The 14,126-nt window shown below is 51.5% G+C and carries 11 protein-coding genes; 6 read left to right on the top strand and 5 right to left on the bottom strand.

Annotated elements, in window-relative coordinates; translation table 11 throughout:
- Positions 1-156 precede the first annotated feature (156 nt).
- Together BWI97_RS00600 and aroB are read right to left on the bottom strand one after the other, a co-directional pair.
- A complete protein-coding gene (locus BWI97_RS00600) occupies positions 157-720 on the bottom strand; it encodes a Crp/Fnr family transcriptional regulator (protein ID WP_094813010.1) in 564 nt (187 codons plus the stop codon).
- 25 nt (positions 721-745) lie between these two features.
- Positions 746-1,771 (bottom strand): 3-dehydroquinate synthase, encoded by a 1,026-nt coding sequence (gene aroB, locus BWI97_RS00595; protein ID WP_102199651.1) that lies wholly within the window; start codon positions 1,769-1,771, stop codon positions 746-748.
- Between the two features lie 862 nt (positions 1,772-2,633).
- Here aroB and BWI97_RS00590 point away from each other — a divergent pair.
- The 6 genes from BWI97_RS00590 to poxB all read left to right on the top strand — a co-directional run bounded on the left by BWI97_RS00590 (position 2,634) and on the right by poxB (position 11,064).
- Positions 2,634-4,322, top strand: a complete 1,689-nt coding sequence (locus tag BWI97_RS00590; RefSeq protein ID WP_102199650.1) for a sodium:solute symporter — start codon at positions 2,634-2,636, stop codon at positions 4,320-4,322.
- A gap of 4 nt (positions 4,323-4,326) precedes the next feature.
- The gene (locus BWI97_RS00585; protein ID WP_102199649.1) at positions 4,327-4,938 is read left to right on the top strand and encodes a DNA-3-methyladenine glycosylase; all 612 of its coding nucleotides are present in this window, start codon (positions 4,327-4,329) and stop codon (positions 4,936-4,938) included.
- Between the two features lie 49 nt (positions 4,939-4,987).
- Complete coding sequence (miaA, locus tag BWI97_RS00580; protein WP_102199648.1) at positions 4,988-5,896, top strand: tRNA (adenosine(37)-N6)-dimethylallyltransferase MiaA; 909 nt, start codon at positions 4,988-4,990, stop codon at positions 5,894-5,896.
- 25 nt (positions 5,897-5,921) lie between these two features.
- Entirely contained in the window at positions 5,922-6,425 is a 504-nt protein-coding gene (locus tag BWI97_RS00575) for a methylated-DNA--[protein]-cysteine S-methyltransferase (RefSeq protein ID WP_102199647.1), read from the top strand.
- 147 nt (positions 6,426-6,572) lie between these two features.
- Positions 6,573-8,918 (top strand): TonB-dependent receptor, encoded by a 2,346-nt coding sequence (locus tag BWI97_RS00570; protein ID WP_102199646.1) that lies wholly within the window; start codon positions 6,573-6,575, stop codon positions 8,916-8,918.
- 421 nt (positions 8,919-9,339) lie between these two features.
- Positions 9,340-11,064 (top strand): ubiquinone-dependent pyruvate dehydrogenase, encoded by a 1,725-nt coding sequence (gene poxB / locus BWI97_RS00565; RefSeq protein ID WP_102199645.1) that lies wholly within the window; start codon positions 9,340-9,342, stop codon positions 11,062-11,064.
- A 158-nt stretch (positions 11,065-11,222) separates the two neighbouring features.
- On the opposite strand, the gene BWI97_RS00560 is transcribed toward poxB, so the two are convergent.
- From BWI97_RS00560 to BWI97_RS00550, 3 genes are read right to left on the bottom strand one after another with little or no spacing between them, the layout of a single operon-like run.
- Positions 11,223-12,326, bottom strand: a complete 1,104-nt coding sequence (locus BWI97_RS00560; protein ID WP_094816606.1) for a P1 family peptidase — start codon at positions 12,324-12,326, stop codon at positions 11,223-11,225.
- A gap of 59 nt (positions 12,327-12,385) precedes the next feature.
- On the bottom strand, positions 12,386-13,471 hold the full coding sequence (locus BWI97_RS00555; RefSeq protein ID WP_102199644.1) for a hypothetical protein: 1,086 nt from the start codon (positions 13,469-13,471) through the stop codon (positions 12,386-12,388).
- 18 nt (positions 13,472-13,489) lie between these two features.
- Positions 13,490-14,125 carry an ATP-binding cassette domain-containing protein gene (locus BWI97_RS00550; protein ID WP_102199643.1) on the bottom strand — a complete coding sequence of 212 codons (636 nt, stop codon included), beginning with the start codon at positions 14,123-14,125 and terminating at the stop codon, positions 13,490-13,492.
- Position 14,126 lies beyond the last annotated feature (1 nt).

The raw sequence follows: 14,126 nt of genomic DNA, 5'->3' as shown, positions 1-14,126 counted from the left end.
ACTCGCTCCTTGGAAAGGGGAGATAAAGTGATTTTTACAGAGGAGTAGATTCTGCTGCTGCTTCTAAGGTATATTTCTTTGGAAGACTGGTATTGAGAACGGCAGTCTGCGTTATCCATAGCATCCGCTACGGATTTTCAAATTTCTAGGCTATGCCTACTTTTTACTCCGAATCCGACTCAACGTCTCCTGCGAGATGCCGAGGTACGAAGCAATATGACCCAGGCTGACCCGCTGAAAAATGGAGGGTTGATTTTGGAGTAACGACTCGTAGCGTTCGGTGGCCGTTTGAAATTGCAGGGCCGTGATGCGTTCCTTCATTTCCCGCATCACCTGGTGCATGACCAGTACGTGCAATTGCTCGAAAAGGGGATGCCGTTTGAGTAACTGCTCAAAGTCTTCGTGCGAGATGGAACACAGCGTTGTCTCCTCCAGGGTTTCCAGGTAATACTGACTGGGTTGACCGTCGATGAAACTTTCGTCTGCCGTTACGAAATTGTCTTCCGTATGAAAGCGGTACGTCGTTTCTTTCCCCGAGAGGCTTTGATAATGTTCCCGAATGAGACCTTCTTCAATGAAAAAGAGCCTTCGACAGTGCTGGCCCGGCCGGACCAGCACGTGGTTTTTCGGAAGGTGTTCCCGAACAATAATTTTCTGAAGCTCTTCGACGACTTCCGCAGATAAGGGTAAGTGCTGTTGAAGGAAGGTAATAATATGCATAGGGAACCGATTTGAAACGACGCCCTTACAGGCCCGCGTAGTACGTCAGAGCTTCCTGCATTTCGGAGTTGGATACGGGAATGTCGAAGCGACAGCTACCAATGCCCTCGAGTAGGGAGAACCGAACTTCCTTACCCCGGTTTTTCTTGTCCTGAGCCGTTAATTCGACGATTGCCTCGAAGGCATCGGTAGGAATCTGGGCTTTGCCGTAGGTTTGAAGCAGGTACGATTGAATCGTGGCGAATTGTTCTTCCGTCAGCCAGCCCCGTTGCCGACTCAGAAACGCCTCTGTCAGCATGCCCGCCGCAATGGCTTCTCCGTGCAGGAGCCGCTTTTCGGGATCTTCCAGAAAATACGTTTCGATGGCGTGGCCGAGGGTATGTCCAAAATTAAGAATCTTCCGTATTCCTTTTTCCGTGGGGTCAGCCTGCGTCACCCGTTCTTTAATGGCGACGGAATGAGCGATCAGGTCCGTCCAGTTCTGCGTTTCCCAGCTTTGTTGACGGAGTTCCTCCCATTTAGCCGCATCGGCGATGAGACAATGTTTGATAATCTCGGCAAAACCCGACCGAAGCTCGCGGGGCGGGAGCGTAGCCAGAAAATCGGCATCAATCAAAACAGCTTCGGGAATCTGGAAGACGCCAATATGATTTTTTAGTCCCTGGAAATCAATACCCAGTTTGCCGCCTACGCTGGCATCGACCTGCGAAAGTAAGGTCGAGGGGATTTGAATAAAGGCAATCCCCCGTTTGTAGGTCGCCGCACAGAAGCCACCCATATCGCCAATAACGCCGCCGCCAAGATTGATCAGCAGGCTGTGGCGATCGAAAGCCGCTTTCGTAAGCCCTTCCCAGATTTGCGTGGCCGTTTCCAGGTGTTTTTCGTTTTCACCCGAACGAATCTGAATCAGCGTATGCGGGGGCAGTAAAGCCTGAATGCGGGGATAGCAGTGCTGAAAGGTTTGCTCGTCCACCAGAACGGCTACCTGAGAAAAGGAGTGCGAGGCAAGGAAAGCGGGCAGGCTTTCGGTAATAGGGGCGATCTGTACCATAGCCGCAAAAATAGATGAAAGAGTAGAGAGTCGACAGTCGGGCGTAAAAGTTATCGGCGGGAGGTACAAAAACTGCCCGGCTTCTTCGTTCCCTTTCCAGAAGGGATTACGGCTAAAAGTTGGTCAAGTGCTCAAAATTGGGCAGTTTGCATCCTTTATGGATTGATTGCATACGGACATGATGAAGAATGAAGATCGTGAAAGCCTGCCACCCTTTATCCGGTCCTGGCAGCAGCTCTATGCCTTAGTCATCGCTAATCTTATCTTGATGATTGGGCTGTTCTGGTGGTTTACAGAGGCGTTTTCCTAACGGGTTTTAAGTGGATGGGTAGCTATTTTCGTCCCGCTGAGATGGCTGATCTTTTAGTCCGTATTTCCATACAGGGAATTGTTAACAATAAACGAGTATTACAGGATCAGTATTTCGTCCCGCAAGCACGGCTGGTTTTTTAGTCCGTATCGCGAACACCGCTCTTTTCATCCTGCACTAGGCCACCGCATTGCGGATGAAAAAGGCGGCTTTTCGCGATAGGACGGGTTCGGGTTTATGTCGTCCATGAAGGTATTTGTATGTGCAAAACAACTATCAACTAATGACCGGTAACTATTGTCAGAAGATGAAAATCTCTCCCGCCCGTGAGCAACGGAATGCCCTACGACAGCCGCAACGCGGTGGCCTGAAGCGGGCTGTTGTCAGGCATGGAGAGGCTCACGGGCTACTAGTCGGCCAGTAAGCAGGACCAAACCCGGTCTATATGCACCAAACCCCAGTAGGGACGAAAGCATAGCATCGATTCCCGTAGAAATTGATCCAACAAAAACCAACGAATAAACCCAAAAACACCTCTTTACCCTTGAGTATATGTCTTTACTCGATTGGATCGTACTGGGCGTTACCCTAACCTTCATTGTAGGTTACGGCATCTACCGCAGTCGACAGCAACAAAACCTGGAAACCTACCTGACGGGCGGCCATACGCTGACCTGGTGGCACGTCTGCCTGAGCGTGATGGCTACCCAGGCCTCGGCGGTTACCTTTCTGTCGGGACCGGGACAGGCTTATACCGACGGCATGCGGTTCGTGCAGTTCTACTTCGGACTGCCCCTGGCCATGGTCGTCATTTCCATTACCTTTATTCCGATTTTCCATCGACTAAACGTCTATACCGCGTATGAATTTCTCGAAACGCGGTTCGATCTGAAAACCCGTACCCTCACGGCCCTGCTGTTTCTGTTGCCCCGCTGGCTTTCCACGGGCATCAGTATCTACGCTCCGAGTATTATCCTATCGACCATTTTTGGCTGGGATATTGTCTGGACGAATCTGGCCATGGGCGGCATTCTGCTGATCTACACCGTGCTGGGCGGTAGCCGGGCGGTGAGTTATACGCACGTGCAGCAGATGTTCATTGTCCTCGGGGGTATGTTTCTGGCGGGGTATCTGGTCGTACGGCTCCTGCCCGAAAACATGGGTTTGGTCGATACGCTGGAAGTGGCCGGAAAGATGGGGAAGCTACAAACCATCAACTGGCAATTCGACTGGAATGATCGCTACAACATCTGGTCGGGACTGATTGGCGGATTTTTCCTGCAGCTAAGTTATTTCGGTACCGACCAGTCGCAGGTCGGGCGGTACCTCGGGGGCGAAACCATCGGACAAAGTCGGCTGGGCCTGCTCATGAACGGTATCGTCAAAATTCCCATGCAGTTTCTGATTCTGCTGGTGGGAGCGTTGGTGTTTGTCTTCTACCAGTTTCATCAGCCCCCCTTGCTGTTCAACGAAACGGCTTTAAAGAAAGTCGAACATACCGCCCAATACCAGACGCTTCAGCGGGAGCATACGCAGCGATTTGAGGAAAAAAAGCAGGTCGTGACGCAATTGCAATCGGCCCTCGAACGCGGAGACGAAGGCGGGATTGCTTCCCTGCAACAACGCGTCCAAACGCTCGACCACCAAACCACGGAGCTTCGCAATCAAACCAAAAAACTGGTACAGGCCGAGGGTGGCGACGCCAACGATACCAACTACGTATTTTTATCTTTTGTGGTGAAATACCTGCCGCCGGGCGTAGTGGGCCTGCTAATTGCCATTATTTTTATCGCTTCGATGGGGTCTATCGCTTCGGCCATCAGTTCGCTTACGTCGAGCTTCGTGGTGGATATTTACCGACGCATGTGGGTCAAAAACGGTACGGAAGCCCATTACATCCGGGTATCAAAAATCAGTACGGCGGTTTGGGGCATGCTTAGTATTGCGGTTGCTATGTACGCCAGCCGCGTGGGGAGCCTGATCGAAGCCGTTAATATTCTGGGATCGCTGTTCTACGGAACGGTTCTGGGCGTATTTGTTGTTGCCTTTTACTTTAAGTCGATTGGAGCCCAGGCTACGTTCTGGGCGGCAGTGGGAGCCGAGATTCTGGTAGTCGTGTGCTGGGTACTGAATCTGACGGCTTTTCTCTGGCTCAACGTCATTGGCTGCGTGGCTGTGGTGGGGCTGGGTCTGGTGCTGAAAGGGCTGGACCGCACCACTAATTCACCAACTCAGGATTAAATGTATGCAGGAAGCACTTGTTCATCTGGTTCATCGCGACGCCAAACTGGCTCAAGTTCTGGCGGCGGTAACCTTACCCGCCCCGGAGCCAACGGGCGATTTATACTACGACTTACTCGATTCTATCGTCTCCCAACAGTTGTCGACGAAGGCCGCTGCCGTTATTTTTCAGCGATTTCTAACCCTGTTTCCCGGCGAGTACCCGCATCCACAGCAACTTTTAGCTTTGGATATTGAGACGCTGCGTTCGGTGGGCTTGTCCAAGTCGAAAGCCCATTACATGCAGAATGTAGCGGAATTCTGGTTGAAGGAAAAGCTGGAAAACAAGAACTGGGACGAGTATGACGATGATGCCCTCGTTGATTACCTCAGCCAGATCAAAGGCGTGGGCCGCTGGACGGTGGAAATGATTCTGATCTTTACGTTACAGCGTCCGGACGTATTTCCCGTCGATGATCTGGGCGTACAGCAGGGCATGATGCTGGTGTATGGGCTGGAAAAAGACCGGAACCTTCGCAAGCGGATGATCGAAATCGCCGAAAACTGGCGACCCTACCGAACCACGGCCAGCCGGGCCATGTGGCGGTGGAAAAATCAACAGAAAAACAGTAACTAATACCTGAAAACGCGGTCTGGACTCAGTTTCGGGCCGCGTTTGTTTCGCTATGCGTCTTCCTACTTTAGTAATAATCGCCGGTCCGACGGCCGTTGGAAAAACAGAATTGTGCGTACGATTGGCCCAGGAACTCGGCACGGAAATCGTTTCGGCGGATTCCCGGCAGTTTTACCGCGAACTTAGCATCGGTACGGCTAAACCCAGCCTGCCCGAGCGGCAGGGCATACGGCACCATTTCGTCGATTCGCACTCCATTGCCGAGTATTTCAGCGTAGGTGACTTTGAACGCGAAGCCCTGCAAACCATTCAGGAAATCTTTACCCGTACCAACGTAGCCATCCTGACGGGTGGTTCCGGCCTGTTTCTCAAGGTAATTACCGACGGCATGGACGAAATGCCCGAAGTGAATCTGGACATTCGGAAAAAATTGATGGAACGGTTCGAGCAGGAGGGAATTACCCCCTTGGTCGATGAACTCCGCCAGCTCGATCCGGCGTATTTCGACTACGTGGATCGCAACAATACCCAACGCATCGTACGGGCTCTGGAAGTTTGTTTAGCGACGGGTAAACCATACTCCAGCTTCCGGACCGGACACAAAGTCGAGCGTCCCTTCCGAATACTGAAAATATGCCTGACCCGCGACCGGGCCATTCTGTATGACCGGATCAATAATCGGGTGGAATCGATGATCCAGCAGGGACTCGTCGAAGAAGTCCGAAGCGTGGCCGGGTACCGAAACCATTATGCCTTGAAAACGGTGGGCTATCAGGAAGTATTCGACTATTTCGACGGTACGTATGCGTACGAAACCATGGTTGAGAAAATCCAACAGAATAGTCGCCGGTATGCCAAACGTCAACTCACCTGGTTCCGCCATCAGGATCATTTTCAATGGTTTGATGCGGAAGATTACGATGGCGTCAGGGCCTACGTACTGGAAAACCTTGGTTCCTGACTTTTCAGGGCTTGTCTAACACACGATGACTACTTCTTACAAAACGATACCCTCGCCTGTCGGTTCGCTAACACTGGTGGCCAGTAATCAGGGGCTAGCTGCGATCCTGTGGGAAAATGATCGTCCCGAACGTGTCTCCGTTGGTTTGGGTACGCCGAACGAGCAACACCCGATATTGCTGGAAACGGAACAACAGTTAAAGGAATATTTTGCAGGAAAACGAAAGACGTTCACCTTGCCCCTGGACTTTATCGGAACCGAGTTTCAGAAACAAGTCTGGCAAGCTTTGCTCACCATTCCTTATGGTCAAACCCGCACCTACGGCGAGATTGCCCAACAACTGGGAAATCCGCAGGCGGTACGAGCCGTGGGTGGTGCGGCGAATCGTAATCCGATTTCGATTGTGGCCCCCTGTCACCGGGTCGTGGGGGCGTCGGGTAAACTCGTAGGATTTGCGGGTGGATTAGTGCATAAAAATCGGTTGCTGCGGCTGGAAGGAGCCCTTGCACAAACTTCATTGTGGGAGTAAAAAACATTGCTTGTCCTAAAGACCAGTGTATTAAACGTATATAAGTAAAAACACGCTAAGCCGAAGAGGGGATAGGAATTTGAAAAATTATTATCTGTAATCAATCTAAATATAAATAAATTTGGGCGTTCATAATTAGTCAATTCCATGCACCCCTATTTAAAACTTCCCTATCTGCTTCTTTTAACCTTCTTTTTCTTCACTACGGCTCAGGCTCAATCCGATCGTACTACCCTTCAGGGAACGGTCCGCACCGAAAAAGGACTCGCTGCATTCATTAATATTTCGCTGGAACAAGAGGGCCGCATTCGAGCCATCACGACCGCCGACGAAGCCGGAAATTTTTCAATGAAAGCCACCGCCGGATCCTATACGATTATTGCCAGTGGGGTAGGCTATGAAACCGTACGCCAAGCCATTACGCTGATAGCGGGTGAGAAAAATGAAGTGACGCTGCAAACCACAGAGAGCAACAAACAGCTTTCCGAAGTGATCGTTTCGGCGGGGCGTCGGGTGGAGACGCTGGCAGAAACGCCTTCTTCCGTTACGGTGATTGCCGGGAAGGAACTGGAAACGCAGGCGGGCATTAGTCCCAACGTTGCCAACATTCTCTCGAACACGGTACCCGGACTGGCTCCTTCCACCAACCAGACTGGTAATAGCGGCCAAACCTTGCGGGGCCGTAACGTACTGGTGCTGATCGACGGCATTCCGCAATCAACGCCCCTGCGGGCGGGTGGTCGCGATATTCGTACCATCGACCCTTCCGTGATTGAACGCATTGAAGTCATCAAAGGAGCGACCTCCATTTATGGTAATGGAGCCGACGGCGGCCTGATTAATTATATCACGAAGAAAGTGCGTCCGGAAGACCATTCGGGTGGCTCTACGCAACTGGCCATGACGGGTAATACGCAGGGTGACAGTACCTTCGGTTACCGCTTTTCCCAGCAATTTTTCGGACGTACCGGAAAAGTAGACTACGTAGTGAGTGGTATGCACGAGAAAACGGGCGTGTTTCGGGATGGCGAAGGTCAGGTCATCTCGCCCGAGTATGGTCTGGGCGAAACGCGTATCTACAACGCATTCGTGAAAATAGGTTACGACATTTCCAGCAAGCATCGGATTGAAGGGATGTATAACTTCTACGGTTCCAATCAACATTCCAATTACGTACTAAAGCCGGGTAAGTATGGCGTCAGTCCTGCGATCGGCGTAATTGGCAAACGTGTAGGCGTGGATGAAGGAACCCGGCATAACCACAACGCCAACCTTCAGTACATCGGTCGGAATATCATCGGCGGAACCAGTATCAACGCTAGTGTATACTTTCAGGATTTCCTGACCGTGTATTCCAACTCGGCTTCGTTTTACGGTTCCGGCCAATCGCAGATTCCTTCCCAGAAAAAAGGACTTCGGGTCAATCTGAGCAGCCCTTTCGTGATTGCCAGTCGGATTCGGGGGGACGTTACCTACGGCTTTGACTTGCTCAACGACCAGACTTCGCAGTCGTTAGTAGACGGTCGGGCCTGGGTTCCGAACATCAACATGCGAAACCTGGCCCCTTATGCTCAGCTGAGTGCTGCTTTGATGGAAGGACTAACTCTGAAAGCGGGCGTTCGGGCGGAAAACATCAAAACTAAAATTGCCGACTTCAATACACTCGCGACCGGACCTAACGGACAGGGCAGCATTTTCGTGAAAGGCGGAAATCTGGATTACGAAGCCCTGGTCTTCAACGCCGGTTTGCGTTACTCTAAAAACAAAGCATTCAATCCCTTCGTCAGTTATTCACAGGCGTTTTCGATTTATGATTTAGGTCGGATTCTGCGTTCGGCTCAGGAGAATACCATCGAAAAACTCCAAACGCAGCCCATTATTGTTAATAATTACGAAGTCGGCTTTAGTAGTCAGGTTGGTACACTTTCCTTGTCGGCGGCGGGGTATGTTAGTACCTCCAAGCTGGGAGCCAACTTCGTGGACCTGGGTGAAGGCGTGTACAGCACCGAGCGGGCTCCCGAACGCGTCTGGGGCTATGAAGCACAGCTTGACTGGTCGCCGGTATCGACGTTTTCTGTCGGAGGAAATTATGCCTTTACGGAAGGGAAAGTGGATAAAAATTCGGATGGGGATTATGAGACCTACCTGAACGCCAGCCGTATCTCACCCGATAAAACCACCCTTTATGCTCGTTATACGGGTATTAAAAACCTGAGTGTTGACCTCAACTGGTGGCGATTGGGCGACCGGGATCGCTTCATGCCCCGGGCTAACGGGACGTATGCGATTTACGAAGGACGGATTCGATCCTACAACCTCTGGAATCTGAACGTTGGGTATAAGGTAAGTACGCAGGTGCGACTTAATCTGGGGGTTGAAAACCTGCTCAACACAAGTTACTACACCAATATCGCTCAGTTCTTCGGTAGTAACGAAAACTACACCCGAGGTAGCGGACGACGGTTTATGCTGATGGTAGGCTACTCGTTTTAAGGTTTGATTATGGTTTGAGATTTGAAAAACAGGCCCGGACGTGTTCGTACGTCTGGGCTCTTTTTTGGGGTGTGAAGTTTCAATTGGTATGAAGTTTGAAAAGTTCAAGGCTTAACTATCTGTCGTTTGTACGGGAGTGGAGTAGTTTGAAGTTTAAAAAATTTAAAGCAATTGCCTATCCGTTGCTTTTATAAATTAGTTTACCCTTTCAAGCCTCTTCCCAAGCTGCTAGTTGTCCGTAGCATCCGCTACGGACGGCCTACTTGTTAGGCTGTGCCTAACGTACCGCTTGCTTCAGAAAGTACTGCTTCCATCTGAACCCATTCGGGTATTAAAAGATCATTAACGGCTTCGCAATTATCCCTATCTGGCAAGGCTTTTGTGTCCTAAGCATGTTTGCATACAAAACCTATCTACAGATATGGCTAAGACAATTGCGGCCGTAATGGTCGAAATGCTGGTACAGGCCGGAGTTCGCCGCATTCACGGCATTGTAGGCGATTCGCTGAATGGACTGGTCGACGAAATTCGCCGTTCCGGAGAAATCGAATGGATTCATTACCGGCACGAAGAAGCGGCTGCCTTTGCGGCCGGGGCCGAAGCTCAGGCAACGGGCCAGCTGGCGGTGTGTGCGGGCAGCTGCGGACCGGGAAACCTTCACCTGATCAACGGTTTATACGATTGCCAGCGGAGTATGGCACCCGTTCTGGCCATTGCCGCTCAGATTCCGAGTATGGAAATTGGTACGGGTTATTTCCAGGAAACCAAGCCCGAGTACCTGTTTCAGCAGTGTAGTCACTACTGCGAAACGATTTCCTCGGCCAAGCAAATGCCCCGGGTATTCCAGATTGCGATGCAGAATGCGATCGGAAAACAGGGCGTAGCGGTGATTACGCTATCGGGCGATGTTTCGTCAGAAACCGTTGAGGAAACGAACCTGATTCATCCCCTCTTTTTGCCGAAACCCGTCATCCGACCCTCTGACGAAGAATTGCAGCAGATGGCCCGGCTCCTGAACGAGGCCGACCGAATTACGATTCTGGGCGGTAGCGGCTGTGCCGGAGCCCACGCGGAAGTCCTGCAATTGTGCGAGCAGTTGAAAGCTCCGCTGGTGTACGCTTTACGGGGCAAAGAATATCTGGAGTACGAAAATCCCTATGAAGTAGGGCTGACGGGCCTGATTGGTTTCTCTTCCGGAGCGAAAGCCATCAGTCGGGCGGAAGTACTGGTAATGTTAGGGACCGATTTCCCGTACAAAGACTGGTACCCGGAACAGGCAAAAATTATACAGATTGATATTCGACCGGAACATTTGGGTCGCCGTACGCGGCTGGATCTGGGCGTAGTGGGTAGTGTTGGACCAACGATTCAGGCCCTCTTGCCCATGTTATTACCGAAAACGGATCGTAGTCACCTCGACGATTCGCTGGAGGCGTATCAGGAAGCCCGCAAAGAGCTGGATTCACACGCCAAAGGTGACGAAAACGATGGGGTCATTCATCCGGAATACCTCACGTCCGTTTTAAGTGAACAGGCTAGTCCGGACGCCATTTTTACCTGCGATGTCGGAACCCCGACGGTCTGGGCAGCTCGTTATCTGAAGATGACCCGGCAACGGCGACTGATTGGCTCCTTTACGCACGGATCGATGGCGAGTGCCATGCCGCAGGCCATTGGTGCCCAGTTTGCATTCCCGGATCGACAGGTGATTGCACTGGCGGGCGACGGTGGGTTCTCAATGCTGATGGGCGATCTGCTCACCATTTATCAGTACAATCTTCCCGTTAAATTGGTCATTTACAACAATTATTCCCTCGGTTTTGTGGCGATGGAAATGAAGGTAGCGGGGATACCGCCCTTCGGTACGGATATGAAAAATCCCAACTTTGCCCGTATGGCCGAAGCCATGGGGATTCGGGGCATTCGGGTGGAAAATCCGGAAGATGTACCGGAAGCCATTGATGAAGCTCTGCGTCATTCTGGACCCGTAGTGCTGGATGTGGTGGTGAATCCGACGGAATTGTCCATGCCGCCGAAAATCAAGTTTCAGCAGGCCTGGGGTTTTAGCATGTACATGATGAAAGAAACCCTGCGAGGCGATCTGAGTGATGTGGTAGAAACTATTAAGACTAACTTTTTGAAGTAGGGCAGTTATAAATGAATACCAAACGTCCTGACAAGGCGGTGAAGCCAGGGGTTTTACCCCTGGCTATTTATATTGAACCCTTTCAGGGTTGATTGGTAGTGTCCTCAAACACAATCAAACCTGAAACTTTATATACGATCAGACTTCAAACCCCATCCTCACTTCAGCAAAGTCCTCACCTGATCCCTCGGTAATTCGTTAACCGTACCATTCTTCCCCTGCATCGTACGAGCCGCCCACAGGGAATTCAGGATGGCTTCTTCCGTCGCTTCGATGGCAGCCAGAAACAGGGGTGACATCGCTTCATTATCCACTTCCTCAACGGTTTGTGTCAATTTTTTGCTGTTGTGCGGAATACGTACCTTTTCACTGGTAGAAAAAGCCAGTACGTATTCACCCGAGCCGTTTGACGCAATACCGCCCACTTTTGCCAGAGCCGACCAGGCCCGTTTCGCCAGCCGTTCGAGGTTGCGGTGGGTGAGCGGAGCATCCGTCGCTACGATGATCATACAGGAACCATCTGCCGGATCATTCAACTGATCACTTAGAAAGTACTTGCCCAGTGATTTTCCAATGGGTTTTCCTTTGATTTCGAGCACGCCCCCGAAGTTGGTTTGTACGAGCACGCCCACCGTATACGCACCAGATTTTTTGGGCAGTACCCGTGAACTGGTGCCAATCCCGCCCTTCCAGCCAAAGCAGATGGTACCCGTTCCGGCTCCGACGTTTCCTTCGGCAACCGGACCCCTTTGGGCTTTCTGAAGGGCCTCGGTAACGTGTTCGGGTTTGACGTGAAAGCCCGTAATGTCGTTGAGGAAACTGTCATTGGTTTCACCTACGATAGCATTGACCGAACGAACGGAGGCATTGCCCGGCTGGGCCAGCGTATACGAAACAAGTCCCTGCATCCCCGCCGCTACCGAAAGCGTATTGGTCAGTACGACGGGCGTTTCGAGATTGCCTAATTCATTGATCTGACTGATTCCCGCCATTTTCCCGAACCCATTCGCCACAAAGACGGCCGCCGGGATTTTTTGCTGAAACAGATTCCCTTCCGTAGGAATAATGGCCGTTACGCCCGTTCGGATCTGCTGACCTTCAATCAGCGTAACGTGTCCTACTTTCAATCCGGCGACATCGGTAATGGCGTTGTGCGTACCCGTTTTCAGAATGCCGATGGTTTGCTGCGTATGCTCGCGAAAGCGGGTTTGGGCATGCAGGAGGGAAGTACTCATCAGGAGCAGTAGAATTACTTTTTTCATAGAAACTGGGAAGAGCTTACAAACCCCAAGTTACGATTCAATAGTCAAAAGGAAAGCAACTACTGCGGCAAATGAAATTCCGAGCGGTAGTAGTGGTAGGTATTTACCCAGCCCGCGTACGCCCACAGCAGCAGTCCCAGTAGAGCCGTATCTACCTGAAACATGATCAGCAGCAGACCGACTGGAAAGCCCCACAATCCATACGATCCGAGGTTCTCCAGGCTTTTATCATTCTGATACAAGCGGTGTAAACCCGCCAGCCACAGACCCATCCCGAAGAAAAGGGCCTTCCCGGCGTACAGCCACGATACCGTTGCAGGTAGGTAGCGGAACAGGAGCAGGGTTTCCGGAATAAACAGAAGCAAACCCTGGACGAACAGATAGCCTATCCGTTTGCCGAACGAAAGGGGCAGATTTCGTAGGAAAAGCAGATACTCGTGTTCGAAAACGTACTGTTCCTGAGCCAGTCCCAGCTGCGTCAGTCCACCGATGAGCATACCGATGGTCAACAGCCGTTCGTCGTAGTCGTCGGTGGGGTACAGCAGACAAACCCCCATGATCAGCAACCCGGAGAAGATTTTGGTTAGGAGCAACAACAGCGGTTGCCGCCGGAACAAATGCTGAATGAAGTACAGCGGATAAGGTAAGGGCCAGTGCCGGATGAACGTACGCACGCGAACTTCCCGACTCGTCTGGTGCAGCATTCGTTCCAGTAGCGGAATTGGCAGTACGACGAGCCCCAGCAGAACCAGACCTATAAGAACTAAAGCTGACCACTGGCGGGCTGGAAAAGCGTACACACCCATCCAGCCCGCGTACAGAAAAACGGGCAGTAACAGTCCAGCCTGCATGGTAACCCAGCCGCTCAGACGCGTGCCAAATGGAATCAGCCGCCAAAGGTCCAAAAATCCATACGCCGGATGCCGAAACTGACTGCGAACAAAACTCAGCGTTTTTAATCCGTACAGCATCCAGGGGATAACGTAATACACCAGCGTAGAAGGCGACGCCATCGCGTACCGAAACAGGGCTACATGATCGTCGCTGCGGATGATACCGAAACTGATCAGTAAGATCAGTAGGAAGAAGCCCGAATTTTGTCGGTAAAATTCGGTAACCAGCGTACGAAAAAAGACAGCGTTCAAGGGCGTTGGCGAGTAAGATTAGGCAGGCGTTTCCACCAGCGTATGGTTCTGGATCAGATACGAAGAATCCAGGGCTAATGCAGTCAGGCGAAAATCCTGGTGCGAAGACAGTAGAAAACTCACGCCCCGCTGGTGGTACGTCGCAATGAGGCTACAGACGTTGGCTACGGCCCGGTCGTCGATGGTAATGAGGGGTTCATCCAGCATGATGAGTTCGGGTTGCCCCAAAAAGCCCAGCACCAGCGACGTTTTCTTGAGCATACCCGAGGAATAAGTACCAACGGGCTGTTTCCAGAACTCCCGGATTTCCAGCGTGTCAATCAACGAATCCACCTGCCCGGCGGGCGACTGCTTGGCCTTTCCCACGAAAGAAATCAGATCAAAGGCCGAAAGATATTCCGGGTACAGCGGCTCCGCTTCGGCGTAATTTACCCGAAGGCGATAGGGAACCGCATGCAGACTGACTTCATACTGATTGTTCAGCCAGATTTCTCCCTCGCAGGGAAGCATACCCGCAATGGACCGGAAAAACGTACTTTTCCCGGAGCCGTTCGAACCCCGAATCCAGTGGATACCCGGCGATAACTGCCAGTCGGGTACTTGCAGAATCGTCCTTCCGTGGTACGCTTTCCGATAATTTTTGACCTGTAGCATA

The organism is Siphonobacter sp. BAB-5405 (genome assembly GCF_002872335.1).
Lineage (GTDB): Bacteria > Bacteroidota > Bacteroidia > Cytophagales > Spirosomataceae > Siphonobacter.
The sequence above is the reverse complement of the archived record's forward strand: the minus strand, read 5'-3'. Positions and strand labels throughout refer to the sequence as shown.

What these genes read in the sequence shown, in the direction of transcription:
- BWI97_RS00600 (WP_094813010.1), bottom strand. Translation starts at nt 720, where the DNA reads ATGCATATTATTACCTTCCTTCAACAGCACTTACCCTTATCTGCGGAA.
- aroB (WP_102199651.1), bottom strand. Translation starts at nt 1,771, where the DNA reads ATGGTACAGATCGCCCCTATTACCGAAAGCCTGCCCGCTTTCCTTGCC.
- BWI97_RS00590 (WP_102199650.1), top strand. Translation starts at nt 2,634, where the DNA reads ATGTCTTTACTCGATTGGATCGTACTGGGCGTTACCCTAACCTTCATT.
- BWI97_RS00585 (WP_102199649.1), top strand. Translation starts at nt 4,327, where the DNA reads ATGCAGGAAGCACTTGTTCATCTGGTTCATCGCGACGCCAAACTGGCT.
- miaA (WP_102199648.1), top strand. Translation starts at nt 4,988, where the DNA reads ATGCGTCTTCCTACTTTAGTAATAATCGCCGGTCCGACGGCCGTTGGA.
- BWI97_RS00575 (WP_102199647.1), top strand. Translation starts at nt 5,922, where the DNA reads ATGACTACTTCTTACAAAACGATACCCTCGCCTGTCGGTTCGCTAACA.
- BWI97_RS00570 (WP_102199646.1), top strand. Translation starts at nt 6,573, where the DNA reads ATGCACCCCTATTTAAAACTTCCCTATCTGCTTCTTTTAACCTTCTTT.
- poxB (WP_102199645.1), top strand. Translation starts at nt 9,340, where the DNA reads ATGGCTAAGACAATTGCGGCCGTAATGGTCGAAATGCTGGTACAGGCC.
- BWI97_RS00560 (WP_094816606.1), bottom strand. Translation starts at nt 12,326, where the DNA reads ATGAAAAAAGTAATTCTACTGCTCCTGATGAGTACTTCCCTCCTGCAT.
- BWI97_RS00550 (WP_102199643.1), bottom strand. Translation starts at nt 14,125, where the DNA reads ATGCTACAGGTCAAAAATTATCGGAAAGCGTACCACGGAAGGACGATT.